We start from the raw sequence: 16,158 nt of genomic DNA on the forward strand, positions 1-16,158 counted from the left end.
TCCAAGCCACTCAGAAGGAAATGCAATCGTGGGCCCGCCGCTCTGCCAGCCCGCAGGCGCAAACGCCGACCACCGGGACGGCCAGCCGATCGAATCCGAGCGGCAGCGGCACGTCATCTTCGGGCGGCAAGGACGACAATGGCGATGCGGGCCGTGACAGGATGCCGGAGAGCGACCGCACGGTGCGGCCGCAGAGCCAGCAACATCACCCGAACGACAAATAGACGGCTACTTGTCCGCCATGGTGCGCTCCGCGTCCCTGACCTGCGAGCGCAGCATCGGGAGCTGTTCGCGCGCGAACGCTGCGAGCGCTGTATTGTCGGGCGCCTTCAGATAGCGCTCAAGCAGGCTGATGATCGATTCGTATTCGGGAATCTGCGCGGCATAGAAGCTTCTGACGTAGGTTGGGCCATCCGACATTTCGGGCTCGACGAGGCTTGCGGTCGAGGATGTTGCTCTGCCGACGTGCAGTTCCGCGCCAATTGCCTTCTGGATCTCCTTCAGACTCTTGTCGCGCTTGGCCGCTTCCTCGGCGCGCAGGGCGGCGAGATTCTTCACCTCCGCATTGCCCTTGAGGTCGGTGTTCTCAAGAAGACCCTGTTGAAATCGGCTGAAATTGTAGACGCTGCCGATAACCTCAGCCGCCGTCGGTGACGGTTCGCCAAGCTTTCGCTCGCCGGTGCTGTCGGCAAGCGCCGCGGTGCTGATGAATGCCTGGATGATTACGGCAACAACTCGCATCGGCATCAATGACGAACGACGTGCGAAGTTCCCCGAGCATTACGATCCGGTAAGCGGGTTGCGGCGCGAGAGTTCCGTCCCCACGTCCCCCACATGAAACAGTCTGACATCTTCAGGGATAACGCCGACAACTGTCTTCAGCTTGCCGAGCGAGCCGACGGACAACCCGCGCACAAGCGTTATTCGCGCATGGCCGAAGCCTGGTTGGCGCTCGCGAACGAGCAGGATTGGCTCGATGGCGAAATCCCGCCCGTTTCGCTCCACATTGCTGCCCCGAAGCGAGGCGTGTGAATCCACGTGTGAGACCGCGCTCACGGAAGGCAAGCAACTGATTTGGGATCATCCGGGAACCGTCGATCGCGTCGATTTCCAGTTTCAGAAGGAGGTTTTGGCGATGGCTCCACGTCTGGCTCTTCTTTCCCTCATTCTCGCCTTTGGCGTCTCGGTCGCGTTCGCGACAGTGACGACGGTGCGGCAGGTTCATCTCGAGAACGCATCTGCTGCTGTCCACGCGGCGCGCAGTTAGCGCTACATCGGAACATTCGAGGCCGCAGTGCGTAAGCGCTCCGAGACACCAGGTGAAGCGAGAGTCCATCATGGCCCATTCCGACCAAGGCATCGTCAAGGACAAGCGTGCGGAGGAGCAGCCGCGCGACAAGCAGCGTGCACAGTCCGTGCACAAGACGGATCCGAAAGGCTCGCCCTCGCGCGAAGCGACGCGCGATCCCAGGCTGAACGACAATAGCAAGACGCCAGGATCCGGCGTGATGCCGGACGGCTCGAGCGACGCGACAGGCTAGTTCTCACGAGGAACGAATTCCCGCGAAGAGTCGGCGGATTGCTTTCGGTTGTCATGCCCCCGGTGCGCCGGAAGCAATCTCCAAGGACGGTCCTGGCACCCCGTGCCGGGGCCGTTTGCTTGTGGAAGGGGCTTCGCGTCAGCCGCCGCTGCCGCTCTCCGGATCCCCCTGAGTATGTCCGTCAGGCCCGCGGCCGAACACGCCGAAGCTGCTTGACTTCACGCCGGCGGCGGCATCGACGCCCACAGCGGCCAGTCCGAACTTGAGGAGCTCGCGGACTGCTGCCGCCCGCGTCGGCATGCGGTGTTTGAACCGGAAATCGTCAATGGCGGCCAACTCTTCCGGCGAGAGCATGACCTGAAGGCGCTCGGCGCGAAGGTCGTTCATGGCGATCACGCAGATTGAGTAGGTTGAGTAGTTTACTCAACGAACCAACTTGGCGGGAGTTCCGCCAGAGTCGGCAAACTCTCCAATTGAGTAAAAATATATAGCGTAATCAATGGGTTATATTTGAAACGTATCCTGCCATGGTGCATTTCTCCCCGAAAGGGAGAGAGGCATGACGGACGAAGTCAGGTTACCTCGCAAGCTTTCCGAAGAGCCCGAAGCGCCCGAGCCGGTGCGGCCAAGCCATCAGAAGGTCATCGATGAAGTCGAACGCTGGGCCAACAGCCCCGGCCTCAAGCCGCCGCAATCGCGGACTTCGACGCGGGCGAAAGCGAGCTAGGGCTTCACGAAGCGAGAGCCAGCTGCCGATGGCGAATGGGCTGATCGGCGAGATTCGTGCCTGACAATGCGAAGCTTGCGCCTGAGCCACCAGGCAGACACGGAAACGATCGCCCAGACAGTCAACGCGGCGATGAAAGCGAATGCGACGCTTGCCCCGACGGTGGCATGGAAGACGGCGGCGAATGCCGCGAGGCCGATGCTGCCGAGTACCGCGCCTGCGGCATCGAGCGCGGCGGCCTTCTGTCCGCGACACCGCCCGCTCAGGCCGGCCTCCTCCTTGGCATGCCGCTCGTGGCTCTCGATCAACGTCGCGCTGGCGCAGAAGATGGCTGGAAGTGCAAGGAAGAGCCCGCCGACAGAAACGCCGAATTGCGAGCCGATGACTCCGGCGAGCACTGTCGCGAAGCCGCCGAGCACGAAGCGAATGGCGTATTCGTACCATCGCGTCTCTTTCAGCACCGATGACGATAGCTTAATCGGCATCAGGCGGCACCTCCCAAACCGGCGAGCAGACCGAAGGCGACCACGAGCCATACGGCAAAGGCCAGGATTGTGGCGGGGAGCGCGCCGAGACGGGACCTCATCAGGAGGTGACAGACGACGAGGCTGTAGCAGGCGAGCGCGATGGCGCCATAGATCATCGTCCAGCTGTCGGCCGCGGCATATTGCGGGCCGTGCTGGACCACGGCGATGCCAAGGGTGGCCAGCGCGACCGACGGCGCCGCGCCGAGCAGCCCGGCAAAGCTCTTCGGCCGCAGCATATCACCGAAGATTGCGAAGACGGATACCATCAGACCGCCGGCGACGAAGCGCACGAGATATTCCGTCATGGCCGTACCCGCGAGGCTTCGGGCCGCTGCTGCTCTGACGTCGCCAGCGTGAACGGCCTGAACAGTCGCTCGACCACGATGCCGAGCGTGAAGCCTGCCACCACGTCGCTGGTCCAGTGCGCGAGCAGCGCCACGCGCGTCAGCGACAGCGCTACGGCCAGCGAGCGCGCCAAGCGGCGCGAGGCTGGCGGCAACAGGTCGGCGGCCGAGGCAAGGGCGCCCATATGCACAGCGTGACCTGAAGGAAACGCGTCGCGCGGGCGCCCCGAATAAGGAACGCCGCGCCAGTGGCCGCTCACCGTCAGCCGGTCGGGCCTCGTCTGATCGAAGAGGGATTTCAAGACATGCGGCAATACGGCCGTCACCAGCGAGACCACCAGGACGTGATCGGCAACGGGACGCTGCTGCGGATGCCGGAGCCGGGTGTAGATCCATCCCGCCGCAGCGAGTGCGACCAGCACATGCTCGTCGGCACCCCAGGTCATTGCCTGGGCGGCGTGCTCGAGGCCTGAGTTGGTGTTTTGTGCGATCTCGTTCGCGATCGTCGTATCGATCCGGGTGGGTTTGACTGTTACGAGCGCCATCGGTCCGCCGGGGCGATGATGGTCCGTTTCATGGTCCGGTCCCTCCGAGTGGTGCGCAGCTTCCTGCCGCGCGTTGCGCCGATCAACACGCCGCCGCGGCCGAGGTTTCTAACGGTCAATCCGTGGGATTCCGGCCGGTCCGCGGATTGATGGGATCAGTCGGCTTGCGTCGAAGCCGCTCGGGCAGAAACGGCTCGGCCGGCGCAGCGGTTGCCTCGGCCCGTACGTCGGCATGACGCTGCGCCCGCTCATGCGGCGTTCGGTTGTCGTTGAACTGCCACTTCACGTCGACGCCGTCGACGGGATCGTTGACGCCGTGCTGGATATCGCGGAAGTCGCCCATGGTTCACCTCATTGCTGTCCGGGCAGGATCGATTCGAGCACCTGCTGCGCTGCTCCCTTGATCATCCGCTCTCGTTCGGATCGCCCTTCATTAGAGCGAGCGAGAAATTCTTCGCCTGCTGGAGCGTGATATGCGGTGGCAGCGGCGGCACCTCGGGATCGGTTTTCACCTCCAGCACGACGGGCATCTCACTCGCCAGCGCTTGCTCCCAGGCCGAGCCGAGCAGCTGGGGCTATCGACGAAGGTGCCGCGCAGGCCGACCAACTCGGCGAACTCAGAGAACCGCCCGTTTCGTGCGATGTTCCCGACCCGCTTGGGGAACATGCACCGGAACGATCGCGCGCCTATCCGGTTGGTTTTACACGTGGCTGAGTGGAGAGTTTTCGATGTTGAATCAAAACGAACTGGATCGCAGTGAGACGGGCCGTTTGATCGGCAGCGACAAGGTCGAGGGGACATCGGTCTATGGCGCCGATCGCAACCGGATCGGCTCGATCGAACGCGTGATGATCGACAAGATCAGTGGCCAGGTGTCATACGCCGTGCTCGGCTTTGGTGGATTCCTTGGACTCGGCAACGACCACTATCCGTTGCCTTGGCAGTCGCTGAAATACGACACCGAGCTTGGTGGTTACGTCACCGGCATTACCACGAAGGAACTGCAAGGCGCGCCGAAATACGGCGCACGAAGCGATTGGAACTGGAGTGACGACGCCGCAGTGCGCGGCATCAATTCCTATTACGGCGTTCCCTTCGCTTGAGACAGAGAAAGGGAGATCGATGAGCAAGGAACGGCCCAATGACGATCCCCGGCAGCAGAGCGACTGGGGTTCGCACCGACAGACCGACAAGCCCTGGAAGGGCAATCCCGAGAAGGAACAGAGGTCGGACGAAGTGAAGCCCGATCTCGAGAAGTGGCACGAGACGAAGACGCACTGAAGATGCGTCCCATTGCAGTCGATTGAGATGAGCGCCGCGTCGGCGATGCCGCGCGCCGCCTTTTTGTTTGAGCCGTGCGATCACGAAATGACAGCGCTGCTGTTGCAGGGCGGAACCATGCTCCGGCCCTGCGGTTGGGCTCCCGGCGTGCAGGCCGGCCCGACCGCTTGCCGCCGGTCTAATCCCGGGAAAGGTATCAGCCGTGGATGCTCAGACACGGGAGCGTGGGCCATCCGCGGAGCAGCAGCTGCGGACGAAAGAAGCTCCAAGGATCTCTCCAGATCAGGCGCTGGATGCCAAGGCTCAGTCGGAGAAGCCGGCGACAACGCCGTCGCTGCGAGACCGGCGGTATTGCGACCCTGGTGCTGATGCCGGTGGTGGGGCGCCTCGTCGCTGTCGTGCAGCCGAAATATCTCATCATGCTCGGCGCCGCCATTGTCACCTTCTCGATGTGGCATCTCACCGGGCTCACCGGCGATATCACCTACGGTTACGCTGCGCTGTCGCGCATTTTCCTCGCACTCGGTCTTCCCTTCCTGTTCCTGCCGGTGACGACAGCATCCTATGACGGCGTTCCGCCTGACAGGACCAATCAGGCCTCCGCCCTGATCAACGTTGCCCGCAACATCGGTGGCTCCTGGGGGTGGCGCTGGCGCAGACCATTCTGGCGCAGCGCCAGCAATTCCACCAAAGCCGCCTGATCGAGCACGCCGCGCCGTCCGATCTCGGCCACCAGCAGACCATCGACGCGATGACGCGCTACTTCCAGGCGCAGGGCTCGAATGCGAGCGATGCGGCGTCACAGGCAATCGCCTGGGTCGGCCGCACCTTGCAGCAGCAGGTCGACCTGCTCGCCTATATCGACGTGTTCTGGATGCTCGCGATCGTCGCGATCCTGATGATTCCCACGGCGGCGGTGCTGCGCCCGATCGATTTGAGAGCGCCAGCAAAGGGGCATTAGGTCGGCTAGCTACCCGAGCTGCGAGCTTCGAGATGAGGCCCAAGAAGAGGAGAGGTGACTGCGCCGCAAAAGTCCGGCTAGACTGATCGCAAGCACCAGGCGAAACTCGAGGAGGAAACCGACGTGAAGACCGCGATCACCGAACTGTTCGGCATCGAGCACCCCATCATTCAGGGCGGCATGCATTTCGTCGGCTTTGCCGAGCTGGCCTCTGCCGTCTGCAATGCCGGCGGGCTCGGCATCATCACCGGTCTCACGCAGAAGACGCCGGGATTGCTCGCGAAGGAGATCGCGCGCTGCCGCGACATGACCGACAAGCCGTTCGGCGGGAACCTCACCTTCCTGCCGACCTTCTCGGCGCCGCCCTATCCCGAATATATTGCGGCCATCGTCGAAGGCGGCATCAAGGCGGTGGAGACCGCAGGCCGCAGCCCGGAAGCCTACATGCCGGCGCTGAAGGCCGCCGGCATCAAGGTCATTCACAAATGCACCTCGGTGCGCCACTCGTTGAAGGCGGAGCGCATCGGCTGCGATGCCGTCAGCGTCGACGGTTTTGAATGCGGCGGACATCCGGACGAGGACGACATTCCCAACATGATCCTGCTGCCGCGCGCGGCGGAGGAACTGAAGATCCCGTTCGTCGCCTCCGGCGGCATGGCCGATGGACGCAGCTTGGTCGCGGCGCTGTCGCTGGGCGCGGCGGGCATGAACATGGGCACGCGCTTCATCGCCACCAAGGAAGCGCCGGTGCATCAGAACGTCAAGGACGCGCTGGTCGCGGCCACCGAGCTCGACACCCGCCTGATCATGCGGGCGCTACGCAATACGGAACGCGTCCTGAAGAATGCCAATGTCGACCGCCTGCTCGAGATCGAGAGCGAGAAGGGCGCCAAGCTCGCGATCGACGATATCCACGACCAGGTCGCGGGCGTCTATCCCAGGATCATGCTGGACGGCCAGATGGACGCCGGCGCCTGGAGCTGCGGCATGGTCGCGGGCCTGATCCACGACATCCCGTCCTGCAAGGAGCTCATTGATCGCATCATGGACGAGGCGGAAACCATCATCCGTAGCCGCCTGATCGGGTTCCTGGACGGGACGGGGGAAGCGGCGCGAAAGGTCGCCTGACACCGCAAACTTCTTAACCACAGCCGCATTTGGTCGCTGGAATTGCGCGCGACGCCTCCTAAATAGGGGTAAATTGCCCCTTTCATAAATCGATTTCAGGAGGCGTCCGTGGTCCTGAAAAGCGTTCCCTTCGCAATTGCCCTTGCCCTCGCGATCGCAGGGGGCGGCATTGCGCGCGCTGACGACTACAAGCCCGACGAATATCTCGGCCTCGATCTGTCCAAGGCCGTGCTGTCGCCGAAGCGTCTCGGGCCGGAGACGCACTTCGCACCGGTTGCGCTCGAAGCGCGCGGCGGCAACGAGGCGCAGGCGCGCGCTGAGCCCATCGACGTGCCGAAGAAGGTTGCCGCTGAACGCATCCGTGTGGCCGAGCCGAAGGTTGCGCATACGAAGAGCACGCAGCCGCGCGGCGCAGCCCGCGCGAAGCTCGCGCATCGCCGCGGCAATCCGCTCGACGCCCAGGCGATGGACGCGCGCATTCAGACCTGGCCCTGCCGCTCCGGCGGCATCTGCAACTGGAAGCGCTAGCTCAGCGATCTCCTCGCCTCTCCCCGCTTGCGGCATGGCTATCGCATATGACTGTTGGAGGCGCCTGAGCGCGCGCCTCGTCCTTCGAGACGACCGCTCCGCGGTCTCCTCTGGATGAGGCTAAGAGGCGTCAGTGCCCGTTGAAACTGCTGCCGCGAACTCCGTCCTCATCCTGAGGAGCCCGCATAAAGCGGGCGTCTCGAAGGATGGTCGCAGGGAAAAGTCCTCAAATGCGATAGCCCTGCCGCTTGCGGGGCAAGGGAGTGCACCGCCGCCGCGTCTGAAGCTCGGCGTCACCCCCGCGTCGCAAAACCGTAGGCGTGGAGTCAAGAAACCGTAAGCTGGAAGTCAAGGAGCGCAGGCACCTTCCGTCGCGATTCGACGAAGGTCTCCTGAATGGCAACGCTCCGCGCCGCGCGCGCATGGACCCGGCGGCAGTTCCTGGTCCGCTCCGCCTCCAGCCTCGCCATCGCCTCGCTTGCGAAGCCGCACATCAGTCGTGCCGCCGATCGCCCGCATATCGCAGGCGGCATCCAGTCCGGCGATGTCTCCGACGACTCCGCCGTGATCTGGGCGCGCGCCGACCGGCCCGCGCGGATGCACGCGGAATGCTCGACCGTCGAGAGCTTCAAGACGATCATCGCGTCAGCCTCCGGCGATGCATTGCCCGACGCCGATTTCACCTCAAAACTGCTGCTGAACGATCTGCCTCGCGGGCAGGACATCTTTTACCGTGTCCGCCTCGACGACATTGCCACCGGTCTTGCCGGCGAGAGCCGCGTCGGCCACTTCCGCACCGCGCCGGCAGCTGGCCAGTCGATCTCGTTCCTGTGGTCCGGCGACACCGCGGGGCAGGGCTGGGGTATCGACGTCTCCCGCGGCGGCTATCGCAGCTATCGGACCATGCTCGACAACCGTCCGGATTTCTTCATCCACTCCGGCGATCACATCTACGCAGACTGTACGATTCCCGCCGTACAAAAGCTGCCGAATGGCGAGATGTGGCGCAATCTCGTCACCGAGGAGAAATCCGAGGTCGCGCACAGCCTGGCCCAATTCCGCGGCAATTACAGATACAACCACCTCGACGAGCACTTCCGCGCCTTCCACGCGGAGGTGCCGATGTTCGCGCAATGGGACGATCACGAGGTGACCAACGACTGGTCGCCGATCGGCAGTTATGACGAGGCCGGCTATGAGGACGACGGCACGCCGCGCCTGGTCGCGCGCGCCCGCCGCGCCTTCTTCGACTACATGCCGATCCGCGACATCGGCGCGCGAAAAGGACGCATCTATCGCAAGATCGGCTACGGCCCGCTGCTGGACGTCTTCATGATTGACATGCGCAGCTACCGCGATGAGAGCTGGAATAAAGGCGATGATCACCGCGGCTGGATCCTGGGCGCCGATCAACTCGCCTGGCTGAAGCGCGAGCTCGCCGCCTCGCGCGCGACCTGGAAAGTGATCGCGGCCGATTTGCCGATCGGCCTGATCAGCCTGGATGCCGTTGCGCTTAGCGATGGGCCGCCCGACCGACGCGAGCACGAGATCGCCGATCTGCTTTCCTCCATCAAGCGCGCCGGCATCCGCAACATCGTCTGGTTCACTGCCGACATGCACTACACCGCCGCGCACTATTACGATCCGAACAAGGCGCAATTTCAGGATTTCGATCCGTTTTGGGAGTTCGTCTCCGGCCCGCTCCATGCCGGCACTTGGGGGCCTGGCAAACTCGACGACACCTTTGGCCCGGTCGCGATGTACCAGCATGGCTGTAGCCCCGCGCAGGGCGACAATCTGGCGCCGTGCTTCGGCCTGCAGTTCTTCGGCAGGGTCGACATCGATGGCCGCAGCGGTGTGATGACCGTGACCTTGAAGGATGTCGACAATCGCGACCTCTGGTCGGTCGATATCGTGCCGCAGCCGCAGGTGCATCCGGCCGTGGTGGCGCAGCATTCCTAGCCGCTAACCCGATCTTGATTGGCCGGCCTGCGATACGCGCGCTATACTCGCTGCTTCCGCCATCTCTTTTCCATCACCGAAGAGTCTGCTCACGCGGCTTCGCCGCGCGCATCGGCGGCTGCAATATCTCAGGAGCCTGTTTCATGGATCATCTGAAAACGCGGGGCATCAGCATGCCCAAGCTCGGCCTCGGTACCTTCCGCATGCAGGGCGAGACCTGCCGTGCAGCGGTCGAAAGCGCGCTGTCGATCGGCTATCGCCACATCGATACTGCCGAGATGTATGCCAATGAGGAGCCGATCGGCTCGGCCATCGCGTCGTCCCGCGTGCCGCGCGGCGAGCTGCACGTCACCACAAAAGTCTGGCACGAGAACCTAAGCCCGGACGCGATCCGCCGCGCTTTCGACGCCAGCCTGCAAAAACTCCGGCTCGACCATGTCGACCTCTACCTCGTGCACTGGCCCTCGAAGGCTGCGAACTGGGGCGCGGTGTTCGAGACCCTGATGAAGCTGAGGGAGGAGGGGCGCACGCGGGCCATCGGCGTTGCCAATTTCACCACCGCGCTGCTCAAGGTCGCGGTCGAGGACATCAAGGCGCCGATCGCCTGCAACCAGATCGAATATCACGCCATGCTCGCTCAATCGAAGGTGCTGGCCTATCTCCAGGCCAAGTCGATTCCGCTGGTTGCCTATTGTCCACTGGCGCAAGGTCGCTTCGCGACCGATCCGGTGCTGGCCGAAATCGGCGTTAAACACAACGCGACCGCCGCGCAGGTCGCGTTGAAATGGCTGCTCGACCAGGACGGCGTCGCTGCGATCCCGAAGGCCTCGCGCCGCGAGAGCCAACAGGCCAATCTAGACGCGCTGAAGATCACGCTCGACGATGCCGATCGCGGGAAGATCGCTGGGCTGGCGAAGGACAAGCGCTGCGTCAATCCCGGCTTCGCACCGGCGTGGGATTAAAGCGGAATGGCTTTAGGTTGAATCGATGGCCGCGGCTCGTTCAGCTCTCCCGCTTGCGGGAGAGGCGTAGGCCGCCTCTGGCTGCCCTTGTGAGCGAAGGAAGAGAGCACGCAAGAAAATGGCCCCCGCGAGGGGCCATTTTCTTTCGCGTTGCGCATGAGCCTCCGGTGGCGATGGCTGCGCTTGACAGGCGGCTAATCGCAGCGCTGCTGCGCGGGAGTTGGTACGCCGGTGGCGACGTACTTGCCGTCCCTGATCGTGTACGCGCCGCGCTCGCTGCGATTGTAAATCGCGCGCAAGCTGCCGTCCTTCTGCAACAGGAGTCCAAATTCGCGCGCCTGGTGCAGCGAGGGGAAGTATACCATCACATTGAGCAGGCCCTCAGCATTCACCGCGGCGGACACCACTTCGTTCTCGTCCCCGGCCTCGCCGAAATTGCGGCGGTACATCACCCGGCCGTCTTTCCGGATTTCGTAAGTCAAGAGTGCCCCCTTGTCGCGGTCTGGCCGGGCCGAGCAATCGACCGCCCACGAGCCGAGCAGGCCCCATTGCTCCACGGTCGCGGCCAGCGTCTCGGCGCCGGCCATGGAGGTGAACGCGACCCACAGCACCGCAGCCGCGATCCCGCGGCCAAGACAACGCATCATGTCCTGAGAAACCCCGCCTCGAAGAATTCCAAAGTGTAGCATCACGCTCACGGCCGTTCCACGGCAGCCGCCGATCGCTCGCGAATTTGATCCGCGTCAATGAGACAGGGCGTTTCGAGGGTAAGATGGCATTTCCCGAAGGCGAACGTGGATAGACCAATGCTCAATCAAGTCATGGATTTTGCGGGCGAAGTGCTGCCGGGGAGCTGTGCCGTACCGCCTTATTCCGAGGCCGCGTTTCTGACGGAGCTGGGCGATCGCTTACGATCCTCGCGCATGCGCTGCGACCTGTCGCGCCGCGAGCTGGCCCGCCGCTCCGGGATCTCCGAGCGCTACATCGCCCAGATCGAGGCCGGCAAGGGTAACGTCTCGATCGTCCTGTTGCTGCGGCTCGCCTCCGCGATCCACGGCAGTCAGCCACAGGTGGCCTGACGCTGCGAGGTGACCGTCATGGGGCAGCTCGTACTCGCGGCCAAGGTCACCCACGTTCCATCATTGATGCTGTCGGAGGCGCCCGGCAGCTTATTGCGGGCCGCCCGTGAGCCGGCGGTCAGCTCTTTGCGCGAGCTCGGCCGGCGGGCGAAGGAGCGCGGCGCTACCTGCTTCGTGGTGTTCGACACCCACTGGCTCTCCAATTTCGGCTACCACATCAACGCCAATGCGCGGCATCGCGGTTCGTTCACGAGCCACGAGGCGCCGCAGATGATCCGGGATCTGCGCTACGATCTGCCGGGTGATACGAAGCTGGCTGAAGCCATCGCCAACAAGGCCGGGGACGCGGGCCTCAACGTGATCGCCCATCAGGTGGCCAGCCTCGGGCTCGAATACGGCACCATCGTCCCGATGCACTACATGAACCCCGACGGATTTGCGAAGGTGGTCTCGGTCGCCTCGCCGCTGTTCGCCTCGTTCGAGGAGAGCCGGATTCTCGGTGAAGCCACCCGCCGGGCGATCGACGAATCCGGTGAGCGGGTCGCCGTTCTCGCCAGCGGCTCGCTCTCGCATCGGCTCTGGCCGAACAAGAAGCTGGGCCCCGAGGCGTGGACCTCGGTTGCCAGCGAGTTCAACCGCCAGGTCGACCTGCGCGTGCTCGAGCTGTGGCAGAGCCGCCGCTACCGCGAATTCCTCGACATGCTTCCGGACTATGCCACCAAGTGCAACGGGGAAGGCGGCATGGCCGACACGATCATGCTGTTTGCAGCGCTCGGCTGGTACGATTATCGTGGCACCGCCGAGCAGCTTTGCGACTATTTTCCGTCGTCGGGCTCCGGCCAGGTCAACGTGGAGTTTCACGTCGAGACGTGAGGCATCGACCTTAGGCCCGCTTCTCGACATTGGCGCTGCGGGCGGGCACGCCGAACTCCTTGCGGCAGACCTCGGCCAGCACGGCGACGCCATCGCGGATCTGCTGATGCGTGGGGCTGGCAAAGCACAGCCGCAGCCGCGAGCTGGAATGGTCCTTGTTGGTCGACCATTCCGGCCCCGGATTGATCGAGACGCCGGCGGCGAGCGCGGCCTGATACAGCTTCAGCGTATCGACCTGGTCGGGCAGCTTCACCCAGAGGAAGATGCCGCCCTTGGGCTCCTCGAACTCGGCGGCCGTCCCGAACTGCTCGTTCAGCGCTTCCATCAGCGTGTCGAGCTTGGTGCGCAGCGCCTTCGTCAGGGTCGGCACATGGCTTGCAAAATGCGGCCTGCAATAGGCGGCCAGCACCATCTGCTCCAGCGCGCCGGAGCCCGCATCCGTCTTCAGCGCCAGTATCCGCGACATCACCTCCCAGGGCGCCACGACGAAGCCGACGCGCAGCGCCGGCGCGATCGACTTGGAGAACGAGCCGATATGGATCACGCCGCCGTTCGGGCTCATCGCGTGGATGGCGGGCGGCCGTTGCCCCGACCAGACCAGGTCGGCATAGCAATCGTCCTCGAAGATGGGCACGCCATATTCGGTCGCGAGCCGCACCAGCTCAGTGCGCCGGCTCTCGGGCATGATGCTGCCGGTCGGGTTCTGCACCGTCGGAATGGTGTAGATGTATTTCGGACGGATGCCGCGGCCCTTCAGGTCGGCCAGCGTGGAGGCCAGCAGGTCCATGCGCATGCCGTCCTTGTCAAGGGGAATGCCGACGACGTTGACGCCGAGTCGCGCCAGGCGCGTCAGGGAGCCCTGATAGCTCTCCTGCTCGAAAATCACGGTGTCGCCGCGCGCCAGCAGGGTGGCGTTGACGAGGTCGAGCGCCTGGAGCGAGCCGGAGACGATCAGGAGATCGTCGACCGTGGAGGTGATGCCGGCATCGCGCTTGAGTTTCGTCGCCAGGAATTCGCGCAAGGGCAGGTAGCCCTGCGGACCATGCGCCAGACCGTAGGTGGCGAGCGAGCGGCCCTCGCGCCGCAGCACCGTGTTGGTCGCTTCGATCAGCTCGTCGAGCGGCACCTGTTCGGCATCGTTGTTGCCGCCGACGAAGCTGTATTGGGCAAGGCCCGTCCAGCGCGCAGAGGGGGCCGGCAGCCCTGCGGGAAACAGGGGCGCGAATTCGAAGCTGGACGTCATGGGAGCGTTCCTCGTTTTGTTCTTGTTGAGCGGCGGCTTTGCACCGGCGGCCTTACCTCTTGCCGGCCGTCCGGGTCGGCCGGCCCTGGCTGATGAAAGCGTAATGCGCATTGGCGATGCCGCCCACCATCAGCGCTTCGACCACCGGCTCGGCGATCTCGCCCGTGGCGGCCCAGTCGACGAGAAAATTGGCCCCGGTCCCGCCGCGCACGTCGTCGGTCGGAATGAAGATCGAGACGGTGGCGAGCGGCCTCAACGCCACCGGCGTCTTCAGATAGCTCTCGACCTGCTTGCCTGCGGTGTCGAAATAGGCGATGCGTTTGACGACCAGCGGCTGGGTCTCGGAGGCGTTGTGCACGCTCAGCGTCACCGAGAAGTCGACACGCAGCTTGCCCTGGCTCATCGCGACGCTGGAATAGGCGGGCACGTAGAATCCGCCGGAAACGGCGAGTTCCTCCTTCGGCAGCGCGGTGAGCGAATCGGCAAAGTTTTGTTCGATATTGACCTTGGATTGCGCGGCGGCGGGCACGACAAAGGCGAGGGGGCCTAGCAGAATGCCTGCGAAGAGCCCTCTCCGCATGTGACGAATTGCTCGCTTGCCGCACCGCAACCCGTCTCTAGGGTGCGGCAAAACGGACCAATTTGGCATGCACGAGCTCATTCGCGACATCACTCTCTCTATCCTGTTTGCCTGGATGCTGGGCCTGCTCGCCCATTTCTCCCGACAACCGCTGATCCTGGCCTACCTTATCGCCGGCTTTTGCATAGGTCCATTCGGCGCCGGTTGGGTCCATTCGCAGGAATCGATCAGCGTCATCTCCGAGCTTGGCCTGATCTTCATGCTGTTCATGATCGGGCTCGAGATCGACCTGAAGAAGATCGTGCGGGCAGGGCGGGTGATCCTGTTCGCGGCGGGCAGCCAGCTGCTCGGCGGCTGCCTGCTCGGGATTCTGTTCTTCGTCGGCATCGGCCTGTCGCTCGGCGGCGGGCATTTCGATGCGGTCTATCTCTGCGTCGCCTGCGCGCTGTCGAGCACCGTCATCATCGTCAAGGTGCTCTACGAGAAACGCGAACTCGATACGCTGCCGGGCCGCATCACCCTCGGCATCCTGGTGCTCCAGGACATCTTCGCCATCCTGTTCCTGGCGGTGCAGCCGAGCCTGGCCAATCTGCAGGTCAGCGTCATCCTGCTCTCGATCGGCCGCGTCGCGGTGCTGGTCGCGGCCGCGCTGCTGGTCAGCCGTTACGTGCTGCCGCGCCTGTTCCACCAGATCGCCCGCCGCCCCGAGCTGATCCTGCTCGGCGCGCTCGCCTGGTGCTTTCTCGTCGCCGAGACCGCCGAGCGGCTCTCGCTGTCGCGCGAGATGGGCGCGCTGATTGCCGGCGTCTCGCTCTCGACCTTCCCTTACGCGCTCGACGTCACCGCCAAGGTCACCACGCTCCGCGATTTCTTCATCACGCTGTTCTTCGTCGCGCTCGGCATGACCATTCCCGTGCCCGGCCTCTCGGTGATTGGCCTTGCCTTGATGATCGCGGGGTTCACGGTGGCGAGCCGCCTCGTCACGACGTTCACGCCGCTCTACCTGATGAAGCAGGGCCTGCGCGCCAGCCTGTTGCCGGCGCTGAACCTTGCGCAGATCTCCGAGTTCTCGCTGGTGGTGATCCAGACCGGTATCGCCGACCACCATATCGCGGCGGAGACGGCGAATGCCGCCTCGTTTGCCTTCGTGGTGCTGGCGGTGCTCTCCACCTTCGTAATGACCCGCAGCGACGAGATCACCCGCTGGGCGATCGGCCCCTTGAAGCGGATCGGCCTGCGCGACCTCGATCACGGCAACGGCCATGCCGAGGACGGACACGGAGGCGGCCATGGCGAGGCCCGCCGCATCGTCATCCTGGGCTTTTTCCGTGCGGCGAGCGCGCTGCTGGCCGAGATCGAACGGCAGACACCGGTGCTGCTCGAGCAGATCACCGTGGTCGATTTCAACCCCAATGTGTACCAGACGCTGCTTTCACGCGATCTGCACGTGATCTACGGCGACATCAGCAATGTCGATACGCTGCTCCATGCCGGCATCGGCAAGTCCGAGATGATCATCCTCAGCGTGCCGGATTCGCTGCTGAAGGGCGCCACAAACGAGAAGCTGGTCCGCCACGTCCGCGCGCTCAATCCGACCGCCCTGATCGTCGCCACGGCCGATCTCCTGGCCGACGTCGGCGCGCTCTACGAGGCCGGCGCCAGCTATGTCACCGTGACCCGGCTCAGCGATGCCCATGAGCTGTTTACCGTGATCGAAGCCGCCCAGGCCGGGCTGCTCGCGGACAAGCGCGCCGAGCTCGATCTGCGCCTCGGCGAGCGCCGCGAGGTGCTGCCCTGACGGCGTCCGGCCGCCTTCCTTGCGGCCAATCTGCGCCTATATCGCTGGTATGCCCGGTGCAAGCCTGAAACCCCTTGG

22 protein-coding genes and 2 pseudogenes are annotated in these 16,158 nt (G+C 64.1%); 14 read left to right on the top strand and 10 right to left on the bottom strand.

Annotation, left to right across the window (positions count from 1 at the left end; translation table 11 throughout):
* Positions 1-228: 228 nt before the first annotated feature.
* Entirely contained in the window at positions 229-741 is a 513-nt protein-coding gene (locus tag CVM73_RS22195; RefSeq protein ID WP_100234048.1) for a DUF4142 domain-containing protein, read from the bottom strand.
* A gap of 93 nt (positions 742-834) precedes the next feature.
* Here CVM73_RS22195 and CVM73_RS41160 point away from each other — a divergent pair, with 93 nt between their 5' ends.
* The 3 genes from CVM73_RS41160 (at position 835) to CVM73_RS22210 (ending at position 1,541) form a co-directional block, all read left to right on the top strand.
* A complete protein-coding gene (locus CVM73_RS41160; RefSeq protein ID WP_100233991.1) occupies positions 835-1,032 on the top strand; it encodes a hypothetical protein in 198 nt (65 codons plus the stop codon).
* On the top strand, positions 977-1,267 hold the full coding sequence (locus CVM73_RS22205; RefSeq protein ID WP_146006645.1) for a hypothetical protein: 291 nt from the start codon (positions 977-979) through the stop codon (positions 1,265-1,267). Before CVM73_RS41160 ends, CVM73_RS22205 begins: the two co-directional genes overlap by 56 nt.
* A gap of 70 nt (positions 1,268-1,337) precedes the next feature.
* A complete protein-coding gene (locus CVM73_RS22210; protein WP_100234049.1) occupies positions 1,338-1,541 on the top strand; it encodes a hypothetical protein in 204 nt (67 codons plus the stop codon).
* Positions 1,542-1,679: 138 nt separating this feature from the next.
* Here the strand turns inward: CVM73_RS22210 and CVM73_RS22215 are convergent, their stop codons facing one another.
* Positions 1,680-1,928 carry a hypothetical protein gene (locus CVM73_RS22215; protein WP_158237598.1) on the bottom strand — a complete coding sequence of 83 codons (249 nt, stop codon included), beginning with the start codon at positions 1,926-1,928 and terminating at the stop codon, positions 1,680-1,682.
* 172 nt (positions 1,929-2,100) lie between these two features.
* On the opposite strand from CVM73_RS22215, the gene CVM73_RS40435 reads away from it, so the two are divergent.
* On the top strand, positions 2,101-2,268 hold the full coding sequence (locus tag CVM73_RS40435; protein WP_167406980.1) for a hypothetical protein: 168 nt from the start codon (positions 2,101-2,103) through the stop codon (positions 2,266-2,268).
* Here CVM73_RS40435 and CVM73_RS22220 read toward each other — a convergent pair.
* From CVM73_RS22220 to CVM73_RS22240, 5 genes and pseudogenes are all read right to left on the bottom strand, one after another.
* A complete protein-coding gene (locus tag CVM73_RS22220; protein ID WP_100233993.1) occupies positions 2,265-2,753 on the bottom strand; it encodes a DUF3147 family protein in 489 nt (162 codons plus the stop codon). The two genes, CVM73_RS40435 and CVM73_RS22220, sit on opposite strands and share 4 nt — an antisense overlap.
* Positions 2,753-3,100: a DUF3147 family protein gene (locus CVM73_RS22225; RefSeq protein WP_100233994.1), complete on the bottom strand. Its 348-nt coding sequence runs from the start codon at positions 3,098-3,100 to the stop codon at positions 2,753-2,755. Before CVM73_RS22225 ends, CVM73_RS22220 begins: the two co-directional genes overlap by 1 nt.
* Complete coding sequence (locus tag CVM73_RS22230) at positions 3,097-3,684, bottom strand: phosphatase PAP2 family protein (RefSeq protein WP_100233995.1); 588 nt, start codon at positions 3,682-3,684, stop codon at positions 3,097-3,099. The genes CVM73_RS22225 and CVM73_RS22230 overlap by 4 nt, the downstream gene beginning before the upstream one ends.
* A 115-nt stretch (positions 3,685-3,799) precedes the next feature.
* On the bottom strand, positions 3,800-4,027 hold the full coding sequence (locus tag CVM73_RS22235; protein WP_100233996.1) for a hypothetical protein: 228 nt from the start codon (positions 4,025-4,027) through the stop codon (positions 3,800-3,802).
* 8 nt (positions 4,028-4,035) lie between these two features.
* Positions 4,036-4,318, bottom strand: a pseudogene (locus CVM73_RS22240) (thiamine pyrophosphate-requiring protein); the annotation flags it as partial.
* A 95-nt stretch (positions 4,319-4,413) separates the two neighbouring features.
* On the opposite strand from CVM73_RS22240, the gene CVM73_RS22245 reads away from it, so the two are divergent.
* From CVM73_RS22245 to CVM73_RS22275, 7 genes and pseudogenes are all read left to right on the top strand, one after another.
* Positions 4,414-4,788, top strand: coding sequence for a PRC-barrel domain-containing protein (locus CVM73_RS22245; RefSeq protein WP_100233997.1), 375 nt, complete (start codon positions 4,414-4,416; stop codon positions 4,786-4,788).
* A 19-nt stretch (positions 4,789-4,807) separates the two neighbouring features.
* On the top strand, positions 4,808-4,966 hold the full coding sequence (locus tag CVM73_RS40440) for a hypothetical protein (protein WP_167406981.1): 159 nt from the start codon (positions 4,808-4,810) through the stop codon (positions 4,964-4,966).
* Positions 4,967-5,310: 344 nt separating this feature from the next.
* Positions 5,311-5,927, top strand: a pseudogene (locus CVM73_RS22255) (MFS transporter); the annotation flags it as partial.
* 123 nt (positions 5,928-6,050) lie between these two features.
* Positions 6,051-7,055 carry an NAD(P)H-dependent flavin oxidoreductase gene (locus tag CVM73_RS22260; protein ID WP_100233998.1) on the top strand — a complete coding sequence of 335 codons (1,005 nt, stop codon included), beginning with the start codon at positions 6,051-6,053 and terminating at the stop codon, positions 7,053-7,055.
* Positions 7,056-7,163: 108 nt separating this feature from the next.
* Entirely contained in the window at positions 7,164-7,583 is a 420-nt protein-coding gene (locus CVM73_RS22265; protein WP_100233999.1) for a hypothetical protein, read from the top strand.
* 396 nt (positions 7,584-7,979) lie between these two features.
* Positions 7,980-9,545, top strand: coding sequence for an alkaline phosphatase D family protein (locus CVM73_RS22270; protein ID WP_100234000.1), 1,566 nt, complete (start codon positions 7,980-7,982; stop codon positions 9,543-9,545).
* A 143-nt stretch (positions 9,546-9,688) separates the two neighbouring features.
* Positions 9,689-10,507 (top strand): aldo/keto reductase, encoded by an 819-nt coding sequence (locus CVM73_RS22275; protein ID WP_100234001.1) that lies wholly within the window; start codon positions 9,689-9,691, stop codon positions 10,505-10,507.
* 194 nt (positions 10,508-10,701) lie between these two features.
* On the opposite strand, the gene CVM73_RS22280 is transcribed toward CVM73_RS22275, so the two are convergent.
* The gene (locus tag CVM73_RS22280) at positions 10,702-11,154 is read right to left on the bottom strand and encodes a hypothetical protein (protein WP_167406982.1); all 453 of its coding nucleotides are present in this window, start codon (positions 11,152-11,154) and stop codon (positions 10,702-10,704) included.
* 159 nt (positions 11,155-11,313) lie between these two features.
* Here CVM73_RS22280 and CVM73_RS22285 point away from each other — a divergent pair, with 159 nt between their 5' ends.
* Positions 11,314-11,586 carry a helix-turn-helix domain-containing protein gene (locus CVM73_RS22285; protein ID WP_124159822.1) on the top strand — a complete coding sequence of 91 codons (273 nt, stop codon included), beginning with the start codon at positions 11,314-11,316 and terminating at the stop codon, positions 11,584-11,586.
* An 18-nt stretch (positions 11,587-11,604) separates the two neighbouring features.
* Entirely contained in the window at positions 11,605-12,459 is an 855-nt protein-coding gene (gene hpaD / locus CVM73_RS22290; protein ID WP_100234051.1) for a 3,4-dihydroxyphenylacetate 2,3-dioxygenase, read from the top strand.
* 10 nt (positions 12,460-12,469) lie between these two features.
* Here the strand turns inward: hpaD and CVM73_RS22295 are convergent, their stop codons facing one another.
* Both CVM73_RS22295 and CVM73_RS22300 read right to left on the bottom strand, forming a co-directional pair.
* The gene (locus CVM73_RS22295; protein ID WP_100234004.1) at positions 12,470-13,702 is read right to left on the bottom strand and encodes an aminotransferase-like domain-containing protein; all 1,233 of its coding nucleotides are present in this window, start codon (positions 13,700-13,702) and stop codon (positions 12,470-12,472) included.
* 52 nt (positions 13,703-13,754) lie between these two features.
* On the bottom strand, positions 13,755-14,282 hold the full coding sequence (locus CVM73_RS22300) for a DUF3124 domain-containing protein (protein ID WP_167406983.1): 528 nt from the start codon (positions 14,280-14,282) through the stop codon (positions 13,755-13,757).
* 67 nt (positions 14,283-14,349) lie between these two features.
* On the opposite strand from CVM73_RS22300, the gene CVM73_RS22305 reads away from it, so the two are divergent.
* Positions 14,350-16,080 (top strand): cation:proton antiporter, encoded by a 1,731-nt coding sequence (locus tag CVM73_RS22305; protein ID WP_100234006.1) that lies wholly within the window; start codon positions 14,350-14,352, stop codon positions 16,078-16,080.
* Positions 16,081-16,158 lie beyond the last annotated feature (78 nt).

Source organism: Bradyrhizobium forestalis (genome assembly GCF_002795245.1).
GTDB classification, from domain to species: Bacteria; Pseudomonadota; Alphaproteobacteria; order Rhizobiales; family Xanthobacteraceae; genus Bradyrhizobium; species Bradyrhizobium forestalis.

Coding starts and splice junctions, on each gene's coding strand:
- CVM73_RS22210 (WP_100234049.1), top strand. CDS start 1,338: ATGGCCCATTCCGACCAAGGCATCGTCAAGGACAAGCGTGCGGAGGAG.
- CVM73_RS41160 (WP_100233991.1), top strand. CDS start 835: ATGAAACAGTCTGACATCTTCAGGGATAACGCCGACAACTGTCTTCAG.
- CVM73_RS22305 (WP_100234006.1), top strand. CDS start 14,350: ATGCACGAGCTCATTCGCGACATCACTCTCTCTATCCTGTTTGCCTGG.
- CVM73_RS22220 (WP_100233993.1), bottom strand. CDS start 2,753: ATGCCGATTAAGCTATCGTCATCGGTGCTGAAAGAGACGCGATGGTAC.
- CVM73_RS22235 (WP_100233996.1), bottom strand. CDS start 4,027: ATGGGCGACTTCCGCGATATCCAGCACGGCGTCAACGATCCCGTCGAC.
- CVM73_RS22285 (WP_124159822.1), top strand. CDS start 11,314: ATGCTCAATCAAGTCATGGATTTTGCGGGCGAAGTGCTGCCGGGGAGC.
- CVM73_RS22230 (WP_100233995.1), bottom strand. CDS start 3,684: ATGGCGCTCGTAACAGTCAAACCCACCCGGATCGATACGACGATCGCG.
- CVM73_RS22245 (WP_100233997.1), top strand. CDS start 4,414: ATGTTGAATCAAAACGAACTGGATCGCAGTGAGACGGGCCGTTTGATC.
- CVM73_RS22275 (WP_100234001.1), top strand. CDS start 9,689: ATGGATCATCTGAAAACGCGGGGCATCAGCATGCCCAAGCTCGGCCTC.
- CVM73_RS40440 (WP_167406981.1), top strand. CDS start 4,808: ATGAGCAAGGAACGGCCCAATGACGATCCCCGGCAGCAGAGCGACTGG.
- CVM73_RS22295 (WP_100234004.1), bottom strand. CDS start 13,702: ATGACGTCCAGCTTCGAATTCGCGCCCCTGTTTCCCGCAGGGCTGCCG.
- CVM73_RS22270 (WP_100234000.1), top strand. CDS start 7,980: ATGGCAACGCTCCGCGCCGCGCGCGCATGGACCCGGCGGCAGTTCCTG.
- CVM73_RS40435 (WP_167406980.1), top strand. CDS start 2,101: ATGACGGACGAAGTCAGGTTACCTCGCAAGCTTTCCGAAGAGCCCGAA.
- hpaD (WP_100234051.1), top strand. CDS start 11,605: ATGGGGCAGCTCGTACTCGCGGCCAAGGTCACCCACGTTCCATCATTG.
- CVM73_RS22215 (WP_158237598.1), bottom strand. CDS start 1,928: ATGAACGACCTTCGCGCCGAGCGCCTTCAGGTCATGCTCTCGCCGGAA.
- CVM73_RS22195 (WP_100234048.1), bottom strand. CDS start 741: ATGCGAGTTGTTGCCGTAATCATCCAGGCATTCATCAGCACCGCGGCG.
- CVM73_RS22280 (WP_167406982.1), bottom strand. CDS start 11,154: ATGATGCGTTGTCTTGGCCGCGGGATCGCGGCTGCGGTGCTGTGGGTC.
- CVM73_RS22300 (WP_167406983.1), bottom strand. CDS start 14,282: ATGCGGAGAGGGCTCTTCGCAGGCATTCTGCTAGGCCCCCTCGCCTTT.
- CVM73_RS22225 (WP_100233994.1), bottom strand. CDS start 3,100: ATGACGGAATATCTCGTGCGCTTCGTCGCCGGCGGTCTGATGGTATCC.
- CVM73_RS22205 (WP_146006645.1), top strand. CDS start 977: ATGGCGAAATCCCGCCCGTTTCGCTCCACATTGCTGCCCCGAAGCGAG.